The 23,081-nt window shown below is 65.8% G+C and carries 23 protein-coding genes and 1 tRNA gene; 7 read left to right on the forward strand and 17 right to left on the reverse strand.

The window, feature by feature from the left end; genetic code table 11:
* Positions 1-24: 24 nt before the first annotated feature.
* From LB535_RS22875 to LB535_RS22915, 9 genes are all read right to left on the reverse strand, one after another.
* Positions 25-109, reverse strand: a tRNA-Leu gene (locus LB535_RS22875).
* 412 nt (positions 110-521) lie between these two features.
* Positions 522-1,142, reverse strand: coding sequence for a 2,3-bisphosphoglycerate-dependent phosphoglycerate mutase (locus LB535_RS22880; RefSeq protein WP_224633818.1), 621 nt, complete (start codon positions 1,140-1,142; stop codon positions 522-524).
* 31 nt (positions 1,143-1,173) lie between these two features.
* Positions 1,174-1,995 (reverse strand): 4-hydroxy-tetrahydrodipicolinate reductase, encoded by an 822-nt coding sequence (dapB, locus tag LB535_RS22885; RefSeq protein WP_224633819.1) that lies wholly within the window; start codon positions 1,993-1,995, stop codon positions 1,174-1,176.
* Positions 1,992-3,863 carry an ABC transporter ATP-binding protein gene (locus LB535_RS22890; RefSeq protein WP_224633820.1) on the reverse strand — a complete coding sequence of 624 codons (1,872 nt, stop codon included), beginning with the start codon at positions 3,861-3,863 and terminating at the stop codon, positions 1,992-1,994. The genes dapB and LB535_RS22890 overlap by 4 nt, the downstream gene beginning before the upstream one ends.
* 119 nt (positions 3,864-3,982) lie before the next feature.
* Entirely contained in the window at positions 3,983-5,002 is a 1,020-nt protein-coding gene (locus LB535_RS22895) for a glucokinase (protein WP_224611255.1), read from the reverse strand.
* Between the two features lie 213 nt (positions 5,003-5,215).
* A complete protein-coding gene (gene mepA, locus LB535_RS22900) occupies positions 5,216-6,298 on the reverse strand; it encodes a penicillin-insensitive murein endopeptidase (protein ID WP_224633821.1) in 1,083 nt (360 codons plus the stop codon).
* Between the two features lie 126 nt (positions 6,299-6,424).
* Positions 6,425-7,327 carry an SDR family oxidoreductase gene (locus LB535_RS22905; RefSeq protein WP_224633822.1) on the reverse strand — a complete coding sequence of 301 codons (903 nt, stop codon included), beginning with the start codon at positions 7,325-7,327 and terminating at the stop codon, positions 6,425-6,427.
* A gap of 13 nt (positions 7,328-7,340) precedes the next feature.
* Positions 7,341-8,492, reverse strand: coding sequence for a tRNA epoxyqueuosine(34) reductase QueG (gene queG, locus LB535_RS22910; RefSeq protein ID WP_224633823.1), 1,152 nt, complete (start codon positions 8,490-8,492; stop codon positions 7,341-7,343).
* Complete coding sequence (locus LB535_RS22915) at positions 8,473-9,165, reverse strand: glutathione S-transferase family protein (protein WP_095767936.1); 693 nt, start codon at positions 9,163-9,165, stop codon at positions 8,473-8,475. Before LB535_RS22915 ends, queG begins: the two co-directional genes overlap by 20 nt.
* 216 nt (positions 9,166-9,381) lie before the next feature.
* On the opposite strand from LB535_RS22915, the gene LB535_RS22920 reads away from it, so the two are divergent.
* A complete protein-coding gene (locus LB535_RS22920) occupies positions 9,382-10,188 on the forward strand; it encodes an undecaprenyl-diphosphate phosphatase (protein ID WP_224633824.1) in 807 nt (268 codons plus the stop codon).
* Between the two features lie 227 nt (positions 10,189-10,415).
* Here the strand turns inward: LB535_RS22920 and LB535_RS22925 are convergent, their stop codons facing one another.
* From LB535_RS22925 to rph, 7 genes are all read right to left on the reverse strand, one after another.
* The gene (locus tag LB535_RS22925) at positions 10,416-10,793 is read right to left on the reverse strand and encodes a YraN family protein (protein ID WP_140547157.1); all 378 of its coding nucleotides are present in this window, start codon (positions 10,791-10,793) and stop codon (positions 10,416-10,418) included.
* A gap of 81 nt (positions 10,794-10,874) precedes the next feature.
* A complete protein-coding gene (gene rsmI / locus LB535_RS22930) occupies positions 10,875-11,765 on the reverse strand; it encodes a 16S rRNA (cytidine(1402)-2'-O)-methyltransferase (protein WP_224633825.1) in 891 nt (296 codons plus the stop codon).
* A 10-nt stretch (positions 11,766-11,775) separates the two neighbouring features.
* Positions 11,776-12,207 (reverse strand): hypothetical protein, encoded by a 432-nt coding sequence (locus LB535_RS22935; RefSeq protein ID WP_224633826.1) that lies wholly within the window; start codon positions 12,205-12,207, stop codon positions 11,776-11,778.
* Between the two features lie 170 nt (positions 12,208-12,377).
* Complete coding sequence (gene hemW, locus LB535_RS22940; RefSeq protein WP_224633827.1) at positions 12,378-13,550, reverse strand: radical SAM family heme chaperone HemW; 1,173 nt, start codon at positions 13,548-13,550, stop codon at positions 12,378-12,380.
* On the reverse strand, positions 13,547-14,224 hold the full coding sequence (rdgB, locus tag LB535_RS22945; RefSeq protein WP_224633828.1) for an RdgB/HAM1 family non-canonical purine NTP pyrophosphatase: 678 nt from the start codon (positions 14,222-14,224) through the stop codon (positions 13,547-13,549). The genes hemW and rdgB overlap by 4 nt, the downstream gene beginning before the upstream one ends.
* Positions 14,224-14,634 (reverse strand): VOC family protein, encoded by a 411-nt coding sequence (locus tag LB535_RS22950; RefSeq protein WP_095767929.1) that lies wholly within the window; start codon positions 14,632-14,634, stop codon positions 14,224-14,226. Before LB535_RS22950 ends, rdgB begins: the two co-directional genes overlap by 1 nt.
* 184 nt (positions 14,635-14,818) lie before the next feature.
* On the reverse strand, positions 14,819-15,535 hold the full coding sequence (gene rph / locus LB535_RS22955; protein ID WP_027169620.1) for a ribonuclease PH: 717 nt from the start codon (positions 15,533-15,535) through the stop codon (positions 14,819-14,821).
* Between the two features lie 220 nt (positions 15,536-15,755).
* On the opposite strand from rph, the gene hrcA reads away from it, so the two are divergent.
* From hrcA to LB535_RS22985, 6 genes are all read left to right on the forward strand, one after another.
* Entirely contained in the window at positions 15,756-16,838 is a 1,083-nt protein-coding gene (hrcA, locus tag LB535_RS22960; protein WP_224633829.1) for a heat-inducible transcriptional repressor HrcA, read from the forward strand.
* Positions 16,839-16,909: 71 nt separating this feature from the next.
* Positions 16,910-17,107, forward strand: coding sequence for a hypothetical protein (locus tag LB535_RS22965; RefSeq protein ID WP_095767926.1), 198 nt, complete (start codon positions 16,910-16,912; stop codon positions 17,105-17,107).
* Between the two features lie 121 nt (positions 17,108-17,228).
* Positions 17,229-18,569 (forward strand): PQQ-dependent sugar dehydrogenase, encoded by a 1,341-nt coding sequence (locus tag LB535_RS22970; protein ID WP_224633830.1) that lies wholly within the window; start codon positions 17,229-17,231, stop codon positions 18,567-18,569.
* Positions 18,570-19,012: 443 nt separating this feature from the next.
* The gene (locus tag LB535_RS22975; RefSeq protein WP_140645935.1) at positions 19,013-19,630 is read left to right on the forward strand and encodes a LysE family translocator; all 618 of its coding nucleotides are present in this window, start codon (positions 19,013-19,015) and stop codon (positions 19,628-19,630) included.
* Positions 19,631-19,818: 188 nt separating this feature from the next.
* Positions 19,819-20,799, forward strand: a complete 981-nt coding sequence (gene cysK, locus LB535_RS22980) for a cysteine synthase A (protein WP_224633831.1) — start codon at positions 19,819-19,821, stop codon at positions 20,797-20,799.
* Between the two features lie 109 nt (positions 20,800-20,908).
* A complete protein-coding gene (locus LB535_RS22985; RefSeq protein WP_224633832.1) occupies positions 20,909-21,532 on the forward strand; it encodes a glutathione S-transferase family protein in 624 nt (207 codons plus the stop codon).
* A 295-nt stretch (positions 21,533-21,827) separates the two neighbouring features.
* On the opposite strand, the gene LB535_RS22990 is transcribed toward LB535_RS22985, so the two are convergent.
* Complete coding sequence (locus LB535_RS22990; protein ID WP_140847079.1) at positions 21,828-23,075, reverse strand: RNA polymerase sigma factor; 1,248 nt, start codon at positions 23,073-23,075, stop codon at positions 21,828-21,830.
* Positions 23,076-23,081: the final 6 nt, after the last annotated feature.

The following is a 23,081-nucleotide window of genomic DNA, read 5'->3' on the forward strand; positions in this document are numbered from 1 at the left end:
GTCAGATCGTCTGAAACGGGAATTTGGTGCCCAGAAGAGGACTCGAACCTCCACTCCTTGCGGAACACGGACCTGAACCGTGCGCGTCTACCAATTCCGCCATCTGGGCTGGTGGGCGCTCTAGTAAGCGGGCAAACGATGTGTGTCAACGCGCTTTTTTCGTCGGCATTGGCGCTGCTCCTCATCCGCCTGCCGGGCATTTCTCCCTGTGAACGGGCTACGCCATGCACACATCGTTCTGTGATTGGCGTGACTGATCAGGCCGCGGCTTGATTGCCACGTGGTTCCCCCAATCCGTCGCTGCTTCGCAGCGCCACCTTTCCCCCCTCCGGAGGGAAAGGAAGGGAGGGTCGCTGGACGAGCGTTGACGGCAAAAAGCTTGGCGCATTCCTCTACCCCGTCGATCGGGGGAGAGGTGGCTCGGCGAAGCCGAGACGGAGTGGGGGTCGACCAGCGCTACATTGGCCAATGCATGCGCCAGGCTGCCGTGCACGCTATCGCTAAAAGACTGAAAAGGAAGCTCACCCCTCCAGCACGTCCTTCTTGGCCACGGTGGAATCGGCGTTGAGCTTATAGATCACCGGCACGCCGGTGCCGAGCTCGAGCTTGACGATCTCCTCACCGCTCTTGCCGTCCAGCGCCATGATCAGCGCGCGCAGCGAATTGCCGTGCGCGGCGACCAGCACCGTCTCGCCGCGCAGCACATGCGGCTGCACCTCGTGCAGGTAATAGGGCCACACGCGTGCGCCGGTATCCTTCAGGCTTTCGCCGCCGGGCGGCGCGATGTCGTAGGAGCGGCGCCAGATATGCACCTGCTCCTCGCCCCATTTCTTGCGCGCGTCGTCCTTGTTGAGGCCGGAGAGGTCGCCATAGTCGCGCTCGTTGAGCGCCTGGTCGCGGATCGTCTTCAGGTCGCTCTGGCCGACGATGTCGAGGATGTGCTGGCAGGTCACCTGCGCCCGCTTCAAGGCAGACGTGTAGGCGATGTCGAATTTCAGGCTGCGCGCCTTGAGCTTCTCGCCGGCGGCAAGCGCCTCTGCTGTGCCTTGGTCGGTCAACCCGACGTCGCGCCAGCCGGTGAACAGGTTCTTCAGGTTCCATTCGCTCTGGCCGTGGCGCACGAGCACGAGAGTTCCCGACATGTTTGCTCCTATGGAATGGTTTGGATAGGGATCAGCTCAGGCCGAGCACGTCCCGCATGGAATAAAGCCCCGGCTTCTTCGCGCGGGCCCAAAGCGCGGCTTTCACCGCGCCGCGTGCGAAGATCGCCCGGTCCTCGGCATGGTGGGAAAGCGTGATGCGCTCGCCGGTGCCGACCAAGATCACGCTGTGGTCGCCGACGACGGAGCCGCCGCGCAGTGTTGCGAAGCCGATGGAGCCGGCCTTGCGCACGCCGGTATGGCCGTCGCGCACCCGCACGCTGTTGTCGGCGAGATCGATGCCGCGCCCTTTCGCCGCCGCCTCGCCGAGCAGCAGCGCCGTGCCGGACGGCGCGTCGACCTTGTGGCGATGGTGCATCTCCAGGATCTCGATGTCGAAATCCTCCGGGTCGAGCGCCTTTGCGGCCTGCTCGACCAGCACCGCCAGCAGATTGACGCCGAGGCTCATATTGCCCGATTTGACGATCGTGGCATGGCGCGCGGCGGCGGCGATTTTCGCGTTATCGTCGGCCGAGCAGCCGGTGGTGCCGATGACATGGACGATGCGCGCCTGCGCGGCATAGCCGGCGAATTCGACGCTTGCCGCGGGCGCCGTGAAATCGAGCACGCCGTCGGCCTTGGCGAATGCCGGCAGCGGGTCGTCGACGATCGGCACGTTGATGATGCCGATGCCGGCGAGCTCGCCCGCGTCCTTGCCTAGATGGGCCGAGTCCGGCCGCTCGACCGCCGCGGCGACGCGCGCGCCGGGCATTGTGTGGATGGCGCGGATCAGCGTCTGGCCCATGCGGCCGGCGGCGCCCACCACCACCAGGCCCATATCGCCGGCTTCACTCATGCGCTTCTCCTGACGGTCTTCTTGGCGCGGCTGCGCGATGCGGGAGTTTGGGCCGAAGTCTGGCTTGCCTTGACGTCGTCGACAAGCCCCAGCCCCTTCTTGCCCTGTATCCGGTGGAAGCGGGCATAGATGCTGTGCGGGTCGGCCATCAGCGTCGCATGCGTGCCTTCCTCGACCAGCCGCCCCTCCTCCAGCACGATGATGCGGTCGGCATTGACCACTGTCGACAGCCGGTGCGCGATCACGATGGTGGTGCGCCCTTCCATGACATGGGTCAGCGCTTCCTGCACGCGCGCTTCCGCCTCGTTGTCGAGCGCCGAGGTCGCTTCGTCGAGCAGAAGGATGGGCGCCTGGCGCACGATGGCGCGCGCGATCGAGACGCGCTGGCGCTGGCCGCCCGACAGCGTCACGCCGTTCTCGCCGACCGGCGTGTCGTAGCCTTGCGGCTGCTGGCGGATGAAATCGTCGGCGGCCGCCTGCTTCGCCGCCTGCTCGATCTCGGCGTCGGTGGCCGACAGCCGGCCGTAGCGGATGTTGTCGCGGATCGTGCCTTCGAATAGATAGGGCGCCTGCGAGACATAGGCGATCGATTGGCGCAACGACCGCTTCGTCACCTTCGAGATGTCCTGGCCGTCGACTTCGATCGAGCCCTGGTCGACGTCGTAGAAGCGCTGCAGCAGCGCCACCAGCGTCGACTTGCCGGCGCCCGAGGCGCCGACGATCGCCGTCACCTTGCCGGCGGCAGCGGTGAAGCTCAGGTTTCGCAGCACCGGCATGTCGGCGCTGTAGCCGAACGTCACATTGTTGAAGCGCACCTCGCCGGTGGTGATCTTCGCCTCAACCGCGTCGGGCGCGTCGCCCTGCTTCGGCTCGAGGTCGAGCAGCTCGTAGATCATGCGCGCATTGACCAGCGCGCGTTCCATCGTGACCTGCATGCGCGCCAGGCGCCGCGCCGGATCATAGGCAAGAATCAGCGCGGTGATGAAGGAAAACACCGCGCCCGGCGGTTGGCCGAGATACAATGCCCGAAAGCCGGAATAGGCGATGACGGCGGTAACGGCGAGACCGGCCAGCATGTCGGAAATCGGCGACAGCCGCTCGGAGACGCGGGCGATCTTGTTGCTGCGCTGCTCGGCCGTATCGGCCATGATGCCGATGCGGCGGGCCAGCTCGTCCTCCATGGTGAAGGCCTTGACGATGGCGATGCCTTGAACTGCCTCCTGCACCGAGCCGCTCAGCCGCGAGTTGATCAGCACGGATTCGCGGTTGATCTTGCGCACCCGGCGGGTGATGTAGACGACGGCCCAGATCAGCGGCGGTCCGATCAGCAGCGAGCTCAGCGACAACACCGGATCCTGGTAGACCATCAGGCAGACTAGGCCGATCAGCGTCACCGCGTCGCGGGTGATCGAAATCAAGGTCAGCGACAGCAGGTCGCGAATGCCGCCGACATTCTCGTCCAGCTGCGCCGCCAGGCGCCCGGAACGCGTATCGTTGAAGAAATTGACGCCGAGCTTCATCAGTTGGTCGAAACAGCGTTTCTGGTACCGGGCGACGAGATTGTTGCCGATCGTGGCTAACATCACCGCCTGGCCGTAACCGGCAAAGCCGCGCACGAGGAAGGCGCCCATGAAGCCGGCGCAGATCCACCAGACGGCGCCGCTGCTCCGTTCGTAGAAGATTTGATTGACCATCGGCGCCATGACCCAGGCCGAGAAGGCGGTCGCGCCCGAAACCAACAGCGAGCAGACGATGACGACCGCATAGGACCAGCGATGGTCATAGCCGTTTTCAGCGACGATACGGCGCAGCACCGCCGTGACCTCGGCGGGCCGGCTTTTTGCCTTGTTTGGATTTTGAAGTGTCAAATCGAAGCGCTTCGTGGGTTCTCGTAAACGTCAGGACGCCTTTTTCGCACCCTCTTAGCGCCCCGGCTACGGCTTGCCTATGGCGAAACTTCGTCGCGCCGTCCCGAGCGCCGGAGCGATCACGCCCGCCAGTGCCGCCCCGCCGTCCGCACGCCGAACAGCGAAGGCGTCCTGGCATAGGCGGCAAGCCCGAGCAGCGCCGCCAGCGGATGGGTGATGACGTAGACCGGCATTTCGCGCATCAGCGCGCGGTGCGGCGCCTTGTCCTCGAAGGCGGCGCGGAAATTGCCCGCTTTGAGCGCCGGCACGATCTTTTGCGCGATGCCGCCGGTCAGGAACACACCGCCGCGGCCCATGAACACCAGCGCCAGGTCGCCCGCGGTGCGGCCGAGGCAGGTGACGAACAGCGCCAGCGCCTCCTCGGCCACCGGATCGGACTTCGAAAGCGCCGCCGCCGTGACCTCGGCCGGCGTGGTCAAGGGCGTCGGCCTGCCGTCCGTGCTGGCCACGGCGCGGTAGACGTTGACGAGCCCACGTCCGCACAGGATCTGCTCGCCGGATATGCGGCCCTCAAGCTTGTCGATATGCGGGAACACTTCGAAGTCGCGCGGCGTGCGCGGGCCGATGTCCATATGCCCGCCCTCGCCCGGCACCGGTATCCAATGGTCGAGCGCATAGATCAGCCCGGCGACGCCGAGTCCCGTTCCGGGACCGAGCACGACCCGGCTCGCATTGGGTTCCGGCGTGCCGCCGCCGATCTTTTCCATATGCTCTTCGCCGAGCGCCACCACGGCCAGCGCCTGCGCCTCGAAATCGTTGAGCACGACGACCTCGCCCAGACCCAGATTGGCAAGCATCTGCCGAGGCCTCACGACCCAGGGGCAGTTGGTGAGCGGGATCTCGTCGCCGTCAACCGGCCCGGCGACCGCCAGCACCGCCGAGTTCGGCTGGATGGACGAGCGGTCAAGCACCGCCGCCTGGATCGCCTCGTCGATGGTCTTGAAATTCGCGGTCTGGACGATCTGCGGCTCGGTGGCTTCCGAATTGGCGTCGAGCACGATCGAGAAGCGCGCATTGGTGCCGCCAATATCGCCGATCAGGACCGGAAACCGCAGTCCCTTCTCGTCTTCGCCTGCCATGCTCTTGATCGTCCTCGTTGCGGCGCCGCTGCGCCGTTTCAATCGATTGACTAGCGCATGACCCTGCAAAGGGGAAGCCCGCTTGCGCCTTAGAGCAATTCCAGGAAAAGTGAGAGCGGTTGGGCTCGGCGCCCGCGCCGTAGCTTTCCATCCGGAATTGCGTCAAAGCGAAGAGATAGGGCGTTTCGCCGCTTCGTGAAACGGTGAAACGCACTAGTTCCCGGGCCTTGGCCTTGGCAGCGGGATGCCGATCTTTGGTGTCGGCGCGAAAGCGCTTGCCGCCGCCGGGATCGCGGCGTTGCCGCTGGCGATCGTTTCCGCCGGCTCGGTCGGCTGCGGTTCGGCCACGGCCACCGCGGCATCGCCGCCGCCATGATAGGTCACGGCCTCCAGCGAGGGCGCGTCCGGGGCATTGACCACGTCCTGGCATTGCTTGGGCAGGTTGGCCATCGTCATCAGGTCGCGCGCCTTGGGCGCATCCGGATTCTTGTTCGGCCGCCACGGCTCCTGGGTGAACCACCAGGCGAGCGGCTTGCCGCAGCCATCGTCGTCCGGCGTCGTCTCTTGCCCCTTGCAGAAGGGCGAGCCCGGCTGACAGCCGATGCGCATATGGAAATGATAGTCGTGGCCCCAGAACGGCCGGATCTTGCGCAGCCAGGAGCGGTCGCCGGTGACGGTGTCGCAGAGCTTCTTCTTGATGCCGGGATTGACCAGGATGCGCTCGACCTCAGGATAGCTCGCCGCGCGCTTCAAAAGCCGCGTATGCGCCGGCGTCCACAGCGCGTCCTTCACCAGATGCGTTTTTTCGTCGACCATCAGCGTCGCGCTCATGGTCTCGCGCTGCGCGATGGTCAGCGGTCGCTTCGGCATCGGCGTCAGCCAGATATCGGCGTCGAGCCCGATCTGGTGCGAGGCATGGCCGGTCATCATCGGTCCGCCGCGCGGCTGCGAGACATCGCCGACCAGAAGCCCTGGCCAGCCATCGGCGTGGGCATCGCGCGCGAGCTTCTCGATCAGCGCGATCATTGCCGGATGACCCCAGCGCCGGTTGCGCGACGGGCGCATCACTTCCCAGGTCGGGCCGTCCATCGGCAGCGCAACGCCACCGGTGAAGCAGCCTTTCGAATAGAAACCGAAGGATTGCGCGGGCGCCACGGCCGGCAGTTTTCGGGCGCCGAACAACTCCTTGGCACGAGGTTCGGCCGAAATAGCGACAGCCGCCAGCGCGGCGAGCGCCACCAGCGCCAGCGCGGCGGTCAGGAACGGCTTGCGGTCAGGCAGCGATCGCAAATTCATCAGGCTGGGTCCCTCTCCAGTCTATCCCTTTGCCGCGCGTCAAGCGATCTGATCAGGAACGAATCATACCACGCCGCGCGTCCCACAGCGATCAAAGCAGTAGAAGATGATCGTCCTTCACCGGCATCATCCTCGCATCGGGCTGCGCGGCGCTCCGTCCCGCCAGTTGCCCTCGGCCCACATCCGCTCCAGCGCCACCCGGTAGTTGGGAAACCGGAAGCGGTAGCCGGCCGCCTTGATCGCCTGATTCGCGACGCGCTTGTTCTCGCCATAGAAAGACCGCGCCATGGGCGAAAGTTGGGCGGTCTCGAAAGGAATTTCGGGCGGCGGCTCGATCCCCATCAGCCCGGCGGCGTAAGCCACGACGTCCTGCGGCGGCGCCGGCTCGTCATCGGTGACGTTGAAGATGCCGCCGAGATTGTTTTCCGCCAGAAGCCAGAGCGCCCCGGCGATGTCGTCGCAGTGAATGCGGTTGAACACCTGTCCCGGCTTGACCAGCCGCCTTGCGGTGCCGTCCTCGAGATTGGCCAGCGCGTTGCGGCCGGGTCCATAGATCCCGGAAAGCCGCAGGATCGCCACCGGCTTGCCGATCTCGCGGCCAAGCTTCAGCCATTCCTGTTCGGCCGCCACCCGCATCATCGAGCGCTTCGACACCGGCCGGCAGTCGCTGGTCTCGTCCACCCAGGCGCCGCCATGGTCGCCATAGACGCCGACGGTCGAGAGATAGCCGATCCATTCCAGCGCCAGCATCTTTGCCCGGATCGTCTCGCTGGCGGCGTTGAGCACCGGGTCGCCGGCCTCGTCGGGAGCGATCGAGACGATGAGATGCGTGGTCCTTGCGAGCGCATCGCTGACCTCGGGCGAGAGCGCGCCATCGAATTGTAGCGGCTCGATCCCGGCCGATCGCAGCACCTCGAACTTTTCCTGCGCCCGCGTCGTGCCGCAGACCGGAGCGCGCCGGTCATTGGCCCGCGCGAAAGCCTTGCCGGAATAGCCGGCGCCGAAGATGAGGAACCGTCTTTCGCCCATCGATGAACCCCCTTCAATCGGCCTTCGCCGGATGTGCCGGCGCGGCCAGCCATTCCTCCCGGACCGTCGCATCCGTCTCGGCTTTCGCAGCTGTGGCGGCAAGATCGCCAAATTCGCGGTCGGAGAGCAGTCGCGACAGGGCCCAGATTGCCGCACCCCGCACCAGCGGCGAGGCGTCGTCGAGCAGGTGATGCACAATAGGCGTTAGCGAGGCGTCGTCCGAATTGCCGGCGGCAATCAGCACGTTGCGGACAAAGCGGTCGCGGCCGATGCGCTTGACCGGCGAGCCCGAGAAGAATGAGCGAAATCCTGCATCGTCGAGCGCGAGCAGCTCCGAGAGCGGCGGCTCGCGAAGATCGGCGCGCGCGGCAAGCTTCGCCTCCGAAGCCGCGCTGGCGAACTTGTTCCAGGGGCAGGCGGCCAGGCAATCGTCGCAGCCATAGATGCGGTTGCCGATCGCCTCGCGGAATTCGCGCGGGATCGGCCCCTTGTTCTCGATGGTGAGATAGGAGATGCAGCGCCGCGCATCGAGCCGGTAAGGCGCCGGGAAAGCATTCGTCGGGCAAGCGTCGAGACAGGCGCGGCAGGAGCCGCAATGGTCGATCTCAGGCTTATCCGGCTCCAGCTCGGCCGTGGTGAAGATCGTGCCGAGGAACAGCCACGAGCCATGCGCGCGGCTAACCAGGTTGGTGTGCTTGCCCTGCCAGCCGAGCCCCGCCGCTTCGGCAAGAGGCTTTTCCATCACGGGTGCCGTATCGACAAACACCTTCACGTCGCCGCCTGCCTTCGCCACGATCTTGCCGGCGATCTCCTTCAGCCGGCCCTTCATCACGTCGTGATAGTCGCGGTTCTGCGCATAGACCGAGATCGCGCCGCGGTCGCGCTTTTCGAGGACATCGCGCGGGTCGCGGTCCGGGCCGTAATTCATGGCGAGAACGATGATCGAGCGCACCTCCGGCCACAGCGTCGAGGGTTCGGCGCGGCGCTGAACAGTGTCGGCGATCCACTTCATCGAGCCGTGGAAACCGTCGGATACGAATTCGGCGAGCCTTGCCGGCGCCAGCGGGATCGCGTCCGGCCGGGTCACCGCGACAGCCTCGAAGCCGGCGCGGCGCGCCTCCGCCTCGATCAGCGCGCGTAAGGTTTCAGAAGTCGAGGTCCGCATAATGCGATACCGGCGACAGGCCGCGCACCCGGTCTGAAAGCAGCGGCCGGAACGACGGCCGCGATTTCACCCGCGTGTACCATTCGCGCGCGGCGCCATGTTCGCGCCAGTCGATCTCGCCGAGATAATCGAGCACCGAAAGCGTCGCCGCCGCCGCGAGATCGGCGTAGGTTACCTTGTTGCCGGCCAGCCAATGGCGCGTGCCGGCCAGCCAATTGGTGTATTTCATGTGCTGGCGGATGTTGGCGCGCGCGGCGCGGATGGCGGCCGAGTCCGGCGAGCCGCCGCCGGCGGTTTCCGGCATGACCGGCTTCAGCACGCGCTCGCGCACCAGGTGGCGGGTCACTTCGCTTTCGGCCTTAGCCAGATACCAGTCGGTCAGCCGGCGGATTTCGGCGCGCTGCATCGGGTCCTCAGCGAACAGCCGCCTGTCGCGCTTGAGCACACCGCGCGTCTCGTCGAGATATTCGGCGATCACCATGGCGCCGACGATCGGCACGTCGCCTTCGGCGAGCAGGATCGGCAGCGTGCCGGCCGGGTTCAGCGCCAGGAACTCCTTGCGCCGCGTCCACGGCTTTTCCTCGATCAGCGCCAACTCCTCGCCATACTCGCCGAAAGCGAGGCGCACGAAGCGGCAGGTGGCAAACATGGGATGGTGGAAAAGCGTCAGCATGGTTCCGCGATGAAAAGGCGCACTGGCGAATCGGTGTCAGCGCCGATAAGTCTTGGCCGCCCGATTCCAGGGACTGTCATGGTGTTGCGACCTATAGGGGGACTTCCGCCCCATGACAAGCAAACCTTCCTCCCCCTCGGAGCATGATGTCGTCCGAAAACCGCTTCACACTTTTCGGCATCATGCTCTAGCCGCCATTCGAACCAAGAGGTTGCCATGGAAAGCCAGACCATCGTCGAAGCGCTGCTGCTTGGGCTGCTGGAGGGCCTGACCGAGTTCATCCCGGTGTCCTCGACCGGCCACATCCTGCTTGCCGGGCATTTCCTCGGCTTCCACTCCACCGGCAAGGCCTTCGAGATCCTGATCCAGCTCGGCGCGATCCTGGCGATCCTCAGCGTCTATTTCAGCAAGCTGTGGCAGATGCTGATCAAGCTGCCCAGCGATCCGCAGACCCGGCATTTCGTCGTCGGCATCCTGATCGCCTTCCTGCCGGCTGCCGTGATCGGCGCGCTGGCGCATGATTTCATCAAGACCATATTGTTCGAATCGCCCCGGCTGATCTGCATCATGCTGATCATCGGCGGCGTGGTGCTGCTCATCGTCGACCGCATCAACCTCAAGCCGGTCCACCACGATGTCGAGGACTTCCCGTTGAGCGTCTATCTCAAGATCGGCCTGTTCCAGTGCCTGTCGCTGATCCCCGGCACCTCGCGCTCCGGCTCGACCATCGTCGGCGCGCTGCTGATGGGCGTCGACAAGCGCGCGGCGGCCGAATTCTCCTTTTTCCTCGCCATGCCGACCATGGTCGGCGCTTTCGCCTTCGATCTCTTCAAGAACCGCAACGTGCTGACCTCGGCCGATTTGCCGATCATCGCCGTCGGCTTCATCGCTGCCTTCGTCACCGCGCTCATCGTGGTGCGCTTCCTGCTCGATTACGTCTCGCGCAACGGCTACGCGCTGTTCGGCTGGTGGCGGCTTGCGGTGGGCGGGCTCGGGTTGGCGGCGTTGATGGTCTGGGGGTGAGACGGGCTTCGCCCGCTCTGCTTTGTCGAGTTCCCGCCAACCCCCCTCTGGCCTGCCGGCCATCTCCCCCGCAAGGGGGGAGATCAGACGTCACCGCGGCTTTCGCCAATTGCGGAACCGAAGAAGGGCACGGCGCCCAAGCTGCCAATCTCCCCCCTTGCGGGGGAGATGTCCGGCAGGACAGAGGGGGGTGCTGTCCCGCCCAGCCTATCTCCGTTGAGCAGTCCTCAATTCCTCCCATAAAACGCATTCTCGACATGCACCGGCCAGCGCCAGGGCAGCACCGCCACCATGTCGAAACGCATCGACAGCCGGCCGTAATCCGGCTGGCGCGACAGCCACAAATCCGCGGCGCCCTCGATCCGGCGCTCCGATTCGCGGCCGATCGCTTCCATCGCCTCGATCAGCGTGCGGCGCGCCTTGACCTCGACGAACAGCACGAGGTCGCCGCGCCGGGCGATGAGGTCGATCTCGCCGAGCCTGGTGCGGTGGCGGCGGGCAAGGATGCGATAGCCCTTCAGCATCAGCGCCAGCGCCGCCAGCCACTCGCCGCGGTGGCCGCGCCGATAGGCCTTTCGGCGATGGCCGACCGTGCGTTCAGCCATCCCCGGTTCCTTTCTTTTTGACCATGATCTTGTCCGACCCGGAGGTCAGCGAATGCAAAAACCGGCCTCCACTTTTCGGGATCATGGCCTGTCCTTGAGCTCGATCAGCCGGCGGTAAAGCGCCTGCTTCTGGCCGCCGGTCATCTTCGCGGCTTCCGCCGCCGCCTTCGATGCCGGCATTTCGGCCGCAAGCGAGAGCAGGAGGCGGTCGATGTCGGCCGGCTGGTCCTCCGCCGCTTCGGGCGGACCGACACAAATAACGACCTCGCCCTTCGGCGTGTCGGCCGCCCCGTAATGGTCGGCCAGCTCGGCAAGCGTTCCGGTGCGCATCTCCTCGAAGGCCTTGGTCAGCTCGCGCCCGATGGCGGCTTTCCGCGCGCCGCCCAGCGCCTCGACCATGGCGCCGAGCGTCTCTGCCAGACGGCGCGGCGATTCGAAGAAAATCAGTGTCGCCGGCACCTGCTTGAACGTCTCCAGCTTGGTCAGCCGCTGCCCGGTCTTCACGGGCAGAAATCCGGCGAACAGGAAAGCATCGGAAGGAAGGCCGGAAGCGGTCAGCGCCGCAAGCGGAGCCGAGGGTCCAGGGATCGGCACGACGCGGATGCCGTGGTCCAGCGCCTCGCCGACCAGCCGGTAGCCGGGATCGGAAACCAAAGGCGTGCCGGCGTCGGAGATCAGCGCCACGCTCTGCCCGGCGGCCAGCGCCTCGATCAGCTTCGGCCCTGCCTCGCCCGCGTTGTGCTCGTGATAGGCGGTGGTGCGGCGGCGGATGCCGTAGCGCTCGAGCAGCACGCGCGAAACGCGCGTGTCCTCGCAGGCGACGATATCGGCAGCGGCCAGCGTCTCCAACGCGCGCAGCGTAATGTCGGCCAGATTGCCGATCGGCGTCGCCACCAGATAGAGCGCCGGCTGAAGCGGCCGCGCCGCGATCTCGCTTTGTCCGATCAGATAGCTGCGTTTGTCGCCGGTCACCGAATGCCCCTCATTCCGAGCAATTCCAGGAAAAGTGCGTCGCGGTTTTCCGTCCGGAATTGCGTGAGAACCAAGTCTGTTTCGCATGGCTGACGCCCCGTTGCAAAACGTGAGGTCGAGGCAACGAAATCGCCTTGCCTTTGCCACAGTGCGGAACGAAACCCACATCGGCGAATTTAACCCCTGATTCCCCGGGAGGAGGCAGGACCGAACGATGCCCAATCGCTTCGATATTTTTATCAGCCGACTTGAAAGCAAGACCGCCCGCGAGGGCATCCCTCCACATCCCATCGCCGCCGAGTCCGGCGCGCGCCGCGACAAGGCTGACCAGAAGCCTGTCCGTCACGGCGAGGCGCATGGCGAGAAGCACCGCGGCAAGCACCGCCAGAAGCACGACGCTTAAGGCGTCGCGTCCATCGTCATTGGCCGCGAGCGGCCCCACTTCGTCATTCCAGGGCGAAGCAAGGAGCGAAGCGACGCGCGCAGACCCTGGAATCCATTCCGTTACATCGAGGCGTTGCAGCGGGTTCAGAATTCTGCACCGTTGCGCGCTGCGATAAAGGTCACGGAATGGATTCTCGGGTCAAGCCCGAGAATGACGAAGGCGCCAGGTTACCTGGCCAAATCCGCCACCACCGCATCCAGCACGATCATCCCCGCCGTCGTGGCGCGCAGGCGGGCGTTGCCGACAGGCGCCACCAGGCCTTCTTCCTGCAGCACCGAGAGCCGCGCGCTTGAAAGGCCGCGACCCGAGAGCGCCTCGTAGCGCTGCAGGTCGATGCCTTCGGCCAGCCGCAGTCCCATCAGCAGGAACTCGTCCGCCTCCTCGGAACGCGTCAGGATCTCGCCGCCGGTGACGCCGTGGCCTTTGGCCTCGACCAGATTGGCCCAGGTCTCCGGCATTCTTTCCGCGATGGTCACCGTGCGGCGGCCGTTCTCGACGAAGCGGCCATGCGCGCCGGGGCCGACGCCGACATATTCGCCATAGCGCCAATAGGTGAGGTTGTGCCGGCTCTCGGCGCCCGGCCGCGCGTGGTTGGAAATCTCATAGGCCGGCAGGCCTTGCGCCGCCGTCACCTCCTGCGTCAGCGCGTAGAGGTCGGCGGCATGATCGTTGTCGGGCAGCGTGAATTTGCGCGCAGCGTAAAGCGCGTGGAAGGGCGTGCCCTCCTCGATGGTCAGCTGATAGAGCGACAGGTGGTCGACGGCATAGCCAATCGCCTGCTCCAGCTCCACGCCCCATGCCTCCGGCGTCTGGCCGGGTCGCGCATAGATCAGGTCGAAGGAGAGGCGGGGGAAAATGTCGCGCGCGAGGCCAATGGCGTGCAGCGCCTCCTCGACATTGTGCAGGCGGCCGAGGAAGCGCAGATCCTTGTCGTTGAGCGCCTGCACGCCGAGCGAGACGCGGTTGACGCCGGCGGCGCGATAGCCGCGGAAACGCTCGGCCTCGACTGAGGACGGGTTGGCTTCCAGCGTCACTTCGATGCCGGCCGGCACCGTCCAGTTCCTCGCCACGGCCTTCAGGACGGCGGCCACCGTTTCCGGCTTCATCAACGACGGCGTGCCGCCGCCGAGAAAGATGCTGGTCACCTCGCGTGGCCCGGTGCGGGCCCGCATGGTTGCGAGCTCCGTCTCGAAGGCGCGGGCAAAACGCTCCTGGTCGACCGGCTGGTGGCGGACATGGCTGTTGAAGTCGCAATAAGGGCACTTGGCCGCGCAGAACGGCCAGTGGATATAGACGCCGAAGCCGGGGCTGCGGTCGAGCGGTAGGGGCACTGCGCTCATGCGGATCCTGATCGCGCCAAATCCAATCTGGCCAAATTCAATCGCACTTCGGCGAATTTCTGAAAGGCGCGGGCGCGGTGCGAAAGCGCCGTCGCCTGGCCGGGCCTCCAGCCATGCTTTTCTTGCGCGCTCATCTCGCCAAAAGTCTTGTCGAAACCGTTGGGCAGGAACACCGGATCATAGCCGAAGCCGAGCGTGCCGCGCGGCGGCCACACCAGCCTGCCTTCGGCCTCGCCGCGATAATATTCGGCCTCGCCGTCGGGAAATGCCAGGCAGATGACGGCGACGAAGCGGCCGGTGCGCTGCGCGGGCTCCGTAGCGCCAACCTCCTGCAGCGCCACCTCGGTGCGCTGCATGGCCATGCCGAAATCCCTGCTGCCGTCCGGCGTCTCGGCCCAGTTGGCGGTATAGACACCGGGCGCGCCGTCGAGCGCGTCGACGCAGAGCCCGGAATCGTCCGACAGCGCCGGCAGTCCGGTCGCCTTGGCGGCGGCATATGCCTTGATATAGGCGTTCTCCTCGAAGGTGGTGCCGGTCTCGTCGGGTTCGGGCAGGCCGTATTCCTTGGCCGATTTCGCCTCGAATCCGAACGGCGCCATCAGGTCGGCGAATTCGCGCAGCTTGCCTTCATTGTGGCTGGCGACGACGATCTTTTTTCCGTTGAGCGAGTGCATCAGAAACCCCAGATCCTTGGCTCGGCGAACTCGATCGAATTGCCCGACGGGTCGCGGATATAGATCGAGTGCCCGCCCTGCGGCCATTCAAAATCGCTTTCGATGGCGATGTTGTTGGCGGACAGATGCTTGCGCCATGCAGCGATTTCATCGGCGGTTGCCGCAAAGCAGAGGTGCCCTTCGCCGGCCGTGCCGTGCGGCGGCACCTTCAGCCGAGCGTCCGGCGCCGGCGGGATTTTCGTAGCGTCGGCATTGAAGAGAAGCAATACGCCGTCGCCGCAGCGGAAGAAGACGTGGCGCCCTTCGACCTTGCCCAAGGCTTCGAGGCCGATGATGTCGCGGTAGAAGGCTTCGGCGGCGTGTAGGTCTGTGACGTAGAGGGCGGATTCGAGAATTGCGGAGGGTATCACGAGGCCCCCCTCTCTGCCCTGCCGGGCATCTCCCCCTCAAGGGGGGAGATTAGCTGTGGCCGCGCCGGCACCTCTTCTGCAGCATTGGTGATTGGCGAAAGCCGGCGTGACATACAATCTCCCCCCTTGAGCGGGAGATGGCCGGCAGGCCAGAGAGGGGAGCCTAGGCTCGGCATTCGAAAACCTAAGCCACCGCCATCTGCTGCAGGCTCACCAGCCGCGAAATGCCCTTCTTCGCCAAGCCCATCAGCGCCGCGAACTGCTCCTCGGAGAAAGGCTCGCCCTCGGCCGTGCCCTGGATCTCGACGATACCGCCCTTGCCGGTCATGACGAAATTGGCGTCGGTGCCGGCCGAGGAATCCTCCAGGTAATCGAGATCGATGACCGGCTGGCCGTCATGAATGCCGCAGGAAATCGCCGCGACATGGTCCTTAAGCACCTTGGCGACGCTCACCATCTGGCGCGCTTCCATCCAGCGCAGGCAATCGTAGAGCGCCACCCAGCCGCCGGTGATCGAGGCCGTGCGGGTGCCGCCATCGGCCTGGATCACGTCGCAATCGACGGTGATCTGCTGCTCGCCCAGCGCCTGCAGGTCGACCACGGCGCGCAGCGAGCGGCCGATCAGCCGCTGGATCTCCAGCGTGCGGCCGCCCTGCTTGCCGGCGGAGGCCTCGCGCCGCATGCGCTCGCCGGTCGAGCGCGGCAGCATGCCGTATTCGGCCGTCACCCAGCCCTTGCCGGAATTGCGCATCCAGGCCGGCACCTTTTCCTCCAGGCTCGCCGTGCACAGGACATGCGTGTCGCCGAACTTCACTAGGCACGAGCCTTCGGCATGCTTGGAGACGCCGCGTTCGAAGGAGATGGCGCGCATTTCGTCGGCTTGGCGTTTGGAGGGGCGCATTCGGCCTTCTTTCTTGTCGTTTCCGGAATCGTGGCCGGCTTGTAGACGTATGCGCAGCATGGCGCAAAGGAAAACGAGGTCGCAACGGAAAACGGGCCGCGCGACCGCAAACGCGCCACCGGTGACCGCAAACGCGGCACCGTGTGACCGCGAGCGCGGCACCGGGTTGCGCCGCCGTAGCTTAAGTCTATATCTTTTCGGAAGGAGGTTTCTCGCCGGAATGAACAAACCAGTCGATCCGACGTCGCAGTCGCCGGTACTTCAGTCACTCGACATGCGCTCGCGCGATATCTTCCGGCGGATTGTCGATTCCTATCTGCGCGACGGCGAGCCGGTCGGCTCGCGCAGCCTGTCGCGCATCCTGCCCTCCTCGCTGTCGCCCGCCACCATCCGCAATGTGATGAGCGACCTCGAGCATCTGGGGCTGATCTACGCGCCGCATGTTTCCGCCGGGCGGCTGCCGACCCAGAGCGGCCTACGCTTTTTCGTCGACGCCTTCATGGAGCTGGGCGACCTTTCCGACGACGAGCGCCGCACCATCGAGGCGCAGGTGCGCGCCTCCGGCTCGGGCGCGACGCTGGAGCATATGCTGACCGAGGCCAGCCAGATGCTGTCGGGCATGTCGCGCGGCGCCGGCCTCGTGCTCGCCTCCAAGCACGAGGTGGCGCTGAAGCACATCGAATTCATCCAGCTCGAGCCCGCAAAGGCGCTGGCAGTGCTGGTGTCGCAGAACGGCGATGTCGAGAACCGCGTCGTCGACCTGCCGGCCGGCACCACCGTGTCGCAGCTGCACGAGGCGTCCAATTTCCTCAATGCGCATATCCGTGGCCGGACGCTGGCCGAGGCGCGGGCGGAAATCGCCCGCATCAAGGACGAGACCAGGGCGGCCCTCGACACGCTGTCGCAGGATCTGGTCGAGAAAGGCCTCGCGGTCTGGGCCGGCGCCGAAAGCGGCCTGCCGGCGCGCCTTATCGTGCGCGGCCGCGCCAACCTCCTGGAAAACGTCACCGCTCAGGCGGACATAGAATTGCTTCGCCATCTGTTCGAGGATTTGGAAACCCAGGACGGACTGCTGCAGCTGCTCGATCTCGCCGAAGAGGGGCCGGGCGTGCGCATCTTCATCGGCTCGGAGAACAAGCTGTTTTCGCTGTCCGGCTCCTCGCTGGTCGTCGCCCCCTATCGCGACAAGGACGCCCGCGTCGTCGGCGCGCTTGGCGTCATCGGGCCGACCCGCCTGAACTACGCCCGCATCGTGCCGATGGTCGATTACACTGCACAACTGATTTCCCGCATGCTTCGTTAGGTGTATCGATATTCAGGTGAGGCCGGCCTGACCTGAACCTCGACACAGCTGAGGGTGCTAAGGAGAAGAACATGGCGCTGGAATCGCTCAAGGCCCAGATCAGCCTGCTGCTCGAGGAAATGGTGAACCAGCCCGAGGACGAGCACGAGATCCAGGAGCAGCTGCGCGAGAAATTGAGGGAGATGCGCGCCATGGGCCTGCCCCTGCCGGCTGATCTCGTCGAGTTGGAAAAGCGCCTCGACGACGACCTGGATGCCGAAGAGGCCTGAGGCCGGCAAGTCACGTGCGCGAGCTTCTCTTTTCGATCGTTAGCCCAATATGTTCTGTCTCCGGGGCCTTATCGACTGAGGCACCCGAAGGCAGGACATAGTGGCAGAGACGGAGGACAGCATGATGCGGATCGCCGGCCTTGCGGGCCTCGCGCTGGTTTTTGCCACGGCTGCCTTTGCGCAGCAGGCCGGTCAGCCCTTGCTCAGCGGCGAAAAAGCTTTCGGCGACTGGAAAGCCGACCGTCCGGGCGTGCGCCGGCTGCTGAAACCTGAGGATTTGCCGAAACCCGATATGACGGAGTCCGCTTCGAACGGCGGCGGCGTCACCGAGCGCCCCGAGGACGCGAAGCCAAAGCTTCCGCCTGGCTTTTCCGCCGAACTGATCGCATCCGGCATCGACAGTCCCCGCGTCGTGCGGGTGGCGCCGAACGGCGACCTCTTCGTTGCCGACAGCCGGGCGAACCAGGTGCGCGTCTATCGCCTGGCGGAAGGCAGCGCCAAGCCTACACAGGAGTCGATCTTCGCCAAGGGCCTGACCCGGCCCTACGGCATCGCCTTTTATCCGCTGGGCGACAAGCCGCAATGGGTCTATGTTGCCAACAGCAACAGCGTCGTCCGCTTCCCCTATCGCGAGGGTGACCTGGAAGCGTCGGGCAAGCCGGAAACCATCGTCGCCAAAGTCCCCGCCAGCCACCACTGGACGCGCGACATCGCCTTCTCGCCCGACGGCAAGACGCTCTATCTGTCGGTCGGCTCCGGCTCCAATATCGCCGAGGACATGGGCGCGAAGCCGAAGGGCGGTGTCGAGGCGTGGACGAAATCGCAGCCGCTGGGCGAGGCCTGGGGTCCGGAACAGGGCCGTGCCGACGTGCTGGCCTTCGACCCCGACGGCAACAACCGCAGAACCGTCGCCACCGGCCTGCGCAACTGTTCCGGCATGACCATGCAGCCGGCGACGGGCGCGCTCTGGTGCGTCGTCAACGAGCGCGACGAGCTTGGCGACAACACCCCCTTCGAATACGCAACCGCGGTGAAGGAAGGCGCCTTCTATGGCTGGCCGTGGTATTATATCGGCGACAATGAGGACCCGCGCCACGAGGGCGCCCGCCCCGATCTCGCCGGCAAGGTCACGGTTCCGGACGTGCTGATGCAGGCGCATTCGGCGCCGCTCAACATCGCCTTCTATGATGGCGCCAACTTCCCGGCCGATTTTAAGGGCGACGCCTTCGTCACGCTGCACGGCTCGTGGAACCGCAATGTCCGCACCGGCTACAAGGTGGTGCGGCTGAGGTTCAAGGACGGCAAGCCGACCGGCGAATACGAGGACTTCGCCACCGGCTTCGTCATATCCGACGACGCGGTCTGGGGCCGGCCGGTCGGCGTCGCCGTGGCCAGCGACGGCGCGCTGATCCTGACCGAGGACGGCAACGGGACGATCTGGCGTATTACGTATGGTGGGTAGCTCCTCCACGGAGGGTTTTTAGGGTCAGTGCAAACGTTGGAATTGGCGGAGGCCTCCCAACCTCGTCATTCCAGGGCGAAGCAGGAGCGCAGCTCCGTCGCGAAGACCCTGGAATCCATTCCGTGACCCTGATCATAGAACGCAGCGGAGCAGAATTCTGCACCGTTGCTACGCTTCGAGGTCACGGAATGGATCCTCGGGTCTGCGCGCGTCGCTTCGCTCCTTGCTCCGCCCGTGGATGACGAGGCCGGGCCGTTTCGGCCAATCTTCGAGGCATGCCACTCCACCAACGCAAGCATAAGGGATCGGTCAATTCCTCTTGCTGGGAAAACCAGCTCCGGCCGAGCTGGCGCAACGAATCCCGCCGTGAGGGAATTACCAGTGGCCGGGCGTCATGATAAAAGCCCCGCTCCCTTCGGGGAATCATACGCCAGGCCAGAACCATGACACTCACCGGATTCCTTGCCTACAGCGCCGCGCTCGGCGTCGCCGCCGCCATTCCGGGCCCCGGCGTCACGGCGCTTGTCGCCCGCGCGCTCGGCTCCGGCTTCCGGTCCTCGCTTGCCATGTCGTTCGGCCTGATGCTCGGCGACCTCACCTATCTCACCGCCGTCGTGCTCGGGCTCGCCTTCGTCGCGCAGACCTTCGGCATGGTCTTCCTCGCCATCAAATGGGCCGGCGTTGCCTATCTTGCTTTCCTCGCCTGGCGCTTCTGGACCAGCGGCATCACGCCCGAGACCGTCGAGGCGCGGAAGGCCAAAGGCGGGCTGGTGTCGAGCTTCATCGCCGGGCTGACGGTGACGCTCGGCAATCCCAAGACGATGATCTTCTATCTCGCCATCACGCCGACCATCGTCGACCTGAAGACGATCACGCTCGCCGACTACGCGATTCTTGCGATGCTCACTGTGGCGGTTCTGTTCGTGGTGCTGGTGCCTTATCTGGCGCTCGCGGCCAAGGCGCGCTGGTTCCTGAAATCGCCGCGCGCGCTGAAGGTGCTGAACCGCACCGCCGCCGGCTTCATGATGGGCGCGGCTGCCGCCATAGCGGCGCGTCAATAGGTTCCAATCTCAACCGATCCCGAATTCGGCCAAACTATTCCTGAAACCCGGCGTGGCGGAAAATGCATTTCCGGCCTCGGGCGCTTTTGAGCAACCGCCCCACTCGGATATTTTCCAGCCGCAGCCTATCTTGCGCGGTTGAAAGTCTTATTCTGTCCGCCTGTGCCATTGCCTTGGGAGCGAAACCAATGAACAAGCCCGTCACCTCCGCGCGCGTGCCCGGCCGCGGCCGCGTCTTCAACTCGATCACGGAGACGATTGGCGACACTCCGCTGGTCAGGCTGGACAAGTTCGCCAGTGAGAAGGGCATCGTCGCCGACCTTCTGGCCAAGCTCGAATTCTTCAACCCGATCGCCTCCGTCAAGGACCGCATCGGCGTCGCCATGATCGAGGCGCTGGAGGAGGCCGGCAAGATTTCGCCCGGCAAGACCACGCTGATCGAGCCGACTTCCGGCAACACCGGCATCGCGCTCGCCTTCGCCGCCGCCGCCAAGGGCTACAAGCTGATCCTCACCATGCCGGAGACGATGTCGGTCGAGCGCCGCAAGATGCTGGCGCTGCTCGGCGCCGAGCTGGTGCTGACCGAAGGCCCGAAAGGCATGAAGGGCGCAATCGCCAAGGCCGACGAGCTCGCCGCGACGCTGCCCAACGCCATCATCCCGCAGCAGTTCGAGAACCCGGCCAATCCTGAAATCCACCGCCGCACCACGGCCGAGGAAATCTGGAACGACACCAATGGCGAGGTCGACATCTTCGTTGCCGGCATCGGCACCGGCGGCACCATCACCGGCGTCGGCCAGGTGCTGAAGAAGCGCAAGCCCTCGCTGCACGTCGTGGCGGTCGAGCCGGAAGCCTCGCCGGTTCTGTCGGGAGGCCAGCCCGGCCCACACAAGATCCAGGGCATCGGCGCAGGCTTTGCGCCCAAAATCCTCGACACCTCGATCTATGACGAGGTCGTCAGGGTCTCGAACGAGGATTCGGTCGCCAATGCGCGTCTCGTCGCCCGGCTCGAAGGCGTTCCGGTCGGCATCTCGTCGGGCGCGGCACTCCAGGCGGCAATCGTCGTCGGCTCTCGGCCGGAGAACAAGGGCAAGACCCTCGTCGTCGTCATCCCCTCCTTCGCCGAGCGCTATCTCTCGACCATCCTGTTCGACGGGCTGGGGGCCTGAACGGACTGGACCGCTGAAAAGGCGCCGGTGGCATTCGTCGGCGGCTTGAGGCAGGCGCCGCTTCCGGCTCATATCGCCGCCGGCCCAATCGGCCGGTGGGAGGGTTTTCATGTACAAGCTCTATACGCGCCCAAACAGCGGCGGCTTCGTCGTCGAGGCGGCGCTTGCCATGGCCGGCGTGCCCTTCGAGCAGATCGACGTACCCAAGAAGGATCCGCCGGATCCGGCCTTCCTCGCCATCAGCCCTTTGAACCAGGTGCCCGTGCTGACACTGCCGGACGGTCATTCGCTGACCGAATCTGCGGCGATCTGCATCCTGCTCGCCGAGCGCCACCCTGAAGCTCGTCTCGCGCCGCAAGCGGGCTCGCCCGCCCGCGCCGATTTCCTGCGCTGGCTGGCTTTCATGTCGTCGGTGCTCTACCCGGCGGTGCTGCGGCTCTATTATGCCCAACGCTACACCACCGATGGCGACGGCCTGCAGCCGGTTAAGCAGGCGGCGGTCGCCGAGATGGATCGCGGCTTTGCCATTCTCGATCAGGCTTTGGCCGGCCGCGACTGGCTGGCCGGCAAGACGCTGTCGCTGGCGGACATCTACCTCGTCATGCTGGTGGCCTGGCATCCCGAGGTCCAGAAGGCGCGCGGCGCCTGGCCGAACATCGAACGCCTGTGGGCGAGGCTGCGCGAGAATGAGCTGATGCGCAAGCTGAACGCATCGCACGAGATGTGGGCCTAGGGCAATTCCAGGCAAGTGCGCAGCGGTTGCGCTGGCAGATCGCACGCCTTGGAGATTGGCCGAAACGGTCCGGCATCGTCATCCACGGGCGAAGCAAGGAGCGAAGCGACGCGCGCAGACCCGAGGATCCATTCCGTGACTTCGACGCGCCGCAACGGTGCAGAATTCTGCGCCGTTTGCATCCTTCGGCCAAGGTAACGGCATGGATTCTAGGGTCTGCGCGCGTCGCTTCGCTCCTTGCTCCGCCCTAGAATGACGAGGTCGGGAGGCTGCAGCCAATCTCCCTTCCATTGCCCTAATTCCTGACGAGCTTCGCCTTCTCGCCCTGCAGGAAACGCCGCAGCGCGGCGTCGCGCTCGAGGCCGATCGCCCGGTCGTAGGATTCTGCCGCCTGCTTGATATTGCCGAGTCTCGCCAACAACCCGGCGCGGGCGGCCCAATAGGGCTGGTAGTCCTGCAGCCGCTTGTCGTCGCCCAGCACGTAAAGCGCCGCTAGGCCGGCCGTAGCGCCCTCGGTTTCGGCGATCGCCACCGCCCGGTTGATCGCCACCACGGGCGAGCCGGCCACGGCCTGCAGCGCGTCATACAGCTGGCGGATCGCCGCCCAGTCGGTGCCGCTGCCGCGCCGGCGTGCCGTATGGGCGGACTGCACGGCGGCCTCCAGCTGGTAGCGGCCGATGATCCCCCTTTGCGCGGCGCGCACCAGCAAGGCTTCCGCCTCGTCGATCAGGCTGTCGTCCCAGAGCGCGATGTCCTGCTCGGCTAAAGGCACGAAATCCCCCTCCGGGCCGCGTCTCGCCGAGCGGCGCGCCTCGGCGAACAGCATCAGCGCCAGCAGGCCGAGCGCCTCGGGCTCGTCCGGCATCAGCGAGGCGACCAGCCGGCCGAGCCAAATCCCTTCGGCGGCGAGATTGCGCCGCCGGCTGTCGGTGCCGGTCGGATCCGACCAGCCTTCGGCGAAGGTGGCGTAGATCGCTTCCAGCACCGCGCCCAGCCGCTCGCCGAGCTCCGCCTGCTCCGGCACACGAAACGGAATCCCGGTCTCGCGGATGCGCGCTTTGGCCCGCACCAGCCGCTGGCCCATCGTTGCCGGCGAAACCAGGAAGGCCGAGGCGATCGTCGCGGCGTCGAAACCGAGGATCGTCTGCAGGATCAGCGGCGCGCGCACGCTGGCCTCGATCGCCGGATGGGCGCAGGCGAACATCAGCCGCAGTCGATCGTCGGGCAGATCTTCGCCCCGCACGCGCTCCTCCATCTCCTCGGCGATCAGCTTCAGATGATCGCGCGCCGCCTCGCCGGTCAGACGACGCCGCACGGCGTCCACGTCGCGCCGCCGCGCCACGGCGAGCAGCCAGGCTTCGGGCTGCGCCGGCACGCCGGTTCGCGGCCAGCGTTCGAGCGCGGCGGCGAAGGCATCGGCCAGCGCGTCCTCGGCGCCAGCGACGTCGCGCGTGCGCGCCGCGAGCCAGGCGACCAGCTTGCCGTAGCTGCGCCGGGCGGCCGCCTCGGCCGCCGCCCGCGCGATCTCCGAGCGATCATCCATCGCGGG

It is taken from the genome of Mesorhizobium sp. CA10, from assembly GCF_020165285.1.
Taxonomy (GTDB): Bacteria; Pseudomonadota; Alphaproteobacteria; order Rhizobiales; family Rhizobiaceae; genus Mesorhizobium.

Bases quoted from the DNA above. Each gene is read 5' to 3' on its own strand.
- LB535_RS22970 (WP_224633830.1), top strand. From the start codon at position 17,229: ATGATGCGGATCGCCGGCCTTGCGGGCCTCGCGCTGGTTTTTGCCACG.
- hemW (WP_224633827.1), bottom strand. From the start codon at position 13,550: ATGAGCGCAGTGCCCCTACCGCTCGACCGCAGCCCCGGCTTCGGCGTC.
- LB535_RS22880 (WP_224633818.1), bottom strand. From the start codon at position 1,142: ATGTCGGGAACTCTCGTGCTCGTGCGCCACGGCCAGAGCGAATGGAAC.
- LB535_RS22920 (WP_224633824.1), top strand. From the start codon at position 9,382: ATGGAAAGCCAGACCATCGTCGAAGCGCTGCTGCTTGGGCTGCTGGAG.
- LB535_RS22925 (WP_140547157.1), bottom strand. From the start codon at position 10,793: ATGGCTGAACGCACGGTCGGCCATCGCCGAAAGGCCTATCGGCGCGGC.
- LB535_RS22905 (WP_224633822.1), bottom strand. From the start codon at position 7,327: ATGGGCGAAAGACGGTTCCTCATCTTCGGCGCCGGCTATTCCGGCAAG.
- queG (WP_224633823.1), bottom strand. From the start codon at position 8,492: ATGCGGACCTCGACTTCTGAAACCTTACGCGCGCTGATCGAGGCGGAG.
- LB535_RS22985 (WP_224633832.1), top strand. From the start codon at position 20,909: ATGTACAAGCTCTATACGCGCCCAAACAGCGGCGGCTTCGTCGTCGAG.
- LB535_RS22975 (WP_140645935.1), top strand. From the start codon at position 19,013: ATGACACTCACCGGATTCCTTGCCTACAGCGCCGCGCTCGGCGTCGCC.
- LB535_RS22895 (WP_224611255.1), bottom strand. From the start codon at position 5,002: ATGGCAGGCGAAGACGAGAAGGGACTGCGGTTTCCGGTCCTGATCGGC.
- LB535_RS22965 (WP_095767926.1), top strand. From the start codon at position 16,910: ATGGCGCTGGAATCGCTCAAGGCCCAGATCAGCCTGCTGCTCGAGGAA.
- LB535_RS22915 (WP_095767936.1), bottom strand. From the start codon at position 9,165: ATGCTGACGCTTTTCCACCATCCCATGTTTGCCACCTGCCGCTTCGTG.
- rph (WP_027169620.1), bottom strand. From the start codon at position 15,535: ATGCGCCCCTCCAAACGCCAAGCCGACGAAATGCGCGCCATCTCCTTC.
- mepA (WP_224633821.1), bottom strand. From the start codon at position 6,298: ATGAATTTGCGATCGCTGCCTGACCGCAAGCCGTTCCTGACCGCCGCG.
- dapB (WP_224633819.1), bottom strand. From the start codon at position 1,995: ATGAGTGAAGCCGGCGATATGGGCCTGGTGGTGGTGGGCGCCGCCGGC.
- hrcA (WP_224633829.1), top strand. From the start codon at position 15,756: ATGAACAAACCAGTCGATCCGACGTCGCAGTCGCCGGTACTTCAGTCA.
- rdgB (WP_224633828.1), bottom strand. From the start codon at position 14,224: ATGCACTCGCTCAACGGAAAAAAGATCGTCGTCGCCAGCCACAATGAA.
- cysK (WP_224633831.1), top strand. From the start codon at position 19,819: ATGAACAAGCCCGTCACCTCCGCGCGCGTGCCCGGCCGCGGCCGCGTC.
- LB535_RS22990 (WP_140847079.1), bottom strand. From the start codon at position 23,075: ATGGATGATCGCTCGGAGATCGCGCGGGCGGCGGCCGAGGCGGCCGCC.